Annotated in this window: 1 protein-coding gene; it reads left to right on the top strand. The window is 66.9% G+C overall.

Annotated elements, in window-relative coordinates; genetic code table 11:
- The first annotated feature begins 156 nt into the window (after positions 1 to 156).
- Complete coding sequence (locus Voc01_RS52570; protein WP_239161124.1) at positions 157 to 1,485, top strand: IS4 family transposase; 1,329 nt, start codon at positions 157 to 159, stop codon at positions 1,483 to 1,485.
- The last annotated feature ends 12 nt before the right edge of the window (positions 1,486 to 1,497 follow it).

The raw sequence follows: 1,497 nt of genomic DNA on the forward strand, positions 1-1,497 counted from the left end.
AATGCCGCGTAGTTAGCGGTGGGGTTGGGTTGTCAAGCGGGGCGTGTCGATAGGTACGGAACAGCGGAACTCCCGCTATAGAGGGGTTGTCCTCACAAGACACCCTTCGAGCTGGGAGTTCCGCTGCCCGAGCATTCTGTCATTCACCGCACGGTCGTGGTGGCCGGCGGCCGGTTCGCGCCCGGTCATCTGGGCGAGTTGACGCAGGTCGTGCCGTTCGAGATGGTCGATGACGTCCTGGAGACGACCGGCGCGGTCCAGGCCCGGATCCGAGATCTGCCCTCACGGGTGGTGGTCTATCTGCTGTTGGCCGCCGGGCTGTTCGCCGAGTGCGGCTACCGGCAGGTCTGGGCGCGGCTGACCAGCGGGCTGGACGGCCTGGCCGTGGCCGACCCGACGTCCTCAGCGCTGGCCCAGGCCCGCCGCCGGGTCGGGGTCAAACCCCTGGCCGCACTGTTCGCCCTCATCGCCGGGCCCGCTGCCGCAGCCGCACGGTGGCGAGGGCTACTGGTCTGCGCGATCGACGGCACCATCATGTCGGTCCCGGACAGCCCCGCCAACCTGACCGTCTACAGCCGCCAGACCGGTTCGCACGGCGGCTCCGGATATCCGTTGCTGCGGCTGGTGGCGATCGTCGCCTGCGGTTCCCGCACCGTCATCGACGCGGTCTTCGGCACCATCGACATCGCGGAGATCCGCTACGCGCCACAACTGTTCCGGTGCCTGCGACCAGGAATGCTCCTGCTCGCAGACCGGAACTTCGCCGTCAAAGACCTGGCCGAACAGATCCACAAAAGCGGAGCAGACCTGCTCATCCGCTGCAAGACCAGCCGCAACCTGCCAGCGATCCGCCGCTACCGCGACGGATCCTGGCTCGCCCTGCTCGGCACCCTCACCGTCCGTGTCATCGACGCCGAGATCACGGTGAACACCGACGGGCAACCACACCACACCGGCCACTACCGGCTGATCACCACGTTGACCGACCACCACCGCTTCAGCGCCCTGGACCTGATCACCCTCTACCACCAGCGGTGGGAGATCGAGACCTCGTTCCTGGAACTGAAATCCACCACCCTCGGCGGTCGGGTCCTCCGCGCCCGCACCCCGACCGGAATCACCCAAGAGGTCTACGCCCTGCTCACCACCTACCAAGCACTACGCCTGGCCATGACCGACGCCACCGACACCGACCCACACATCGACCCCGACCGGGCCAGCTTCACCATCGCCCTCAACACCGCCCGTGACCAGGTCATCCACGCCGCCGCTGTCATCGCCGGCACCGTCATCGACCTCATCGGAGCCATCGGCCGGGCCATACTGCGCGACCCCCAACCCCAACGCCGAACCCGGATCAGCCCCCGCGTCGTGAAACGAGCCATCTCCAAACACCGCGCCAAGGGCGACATCGACCGCACCAACCACCAAGCCACGATCACCATCACGATCACAACCCAGTCGACAACCAGCCCCGAACCCTAACTACGCGGCATT

Origin of the sequence: Virgisporangium ochraceum (assembly GCF_016863655.1) — a bacterium.
GTDB classification, from domain to species: Bacteria; Actinomycetota; Actinomycetes; order Mycobacteriales; family Micromonosporaceae; genus Virgisporangium; species Virgisporangium ochraceum.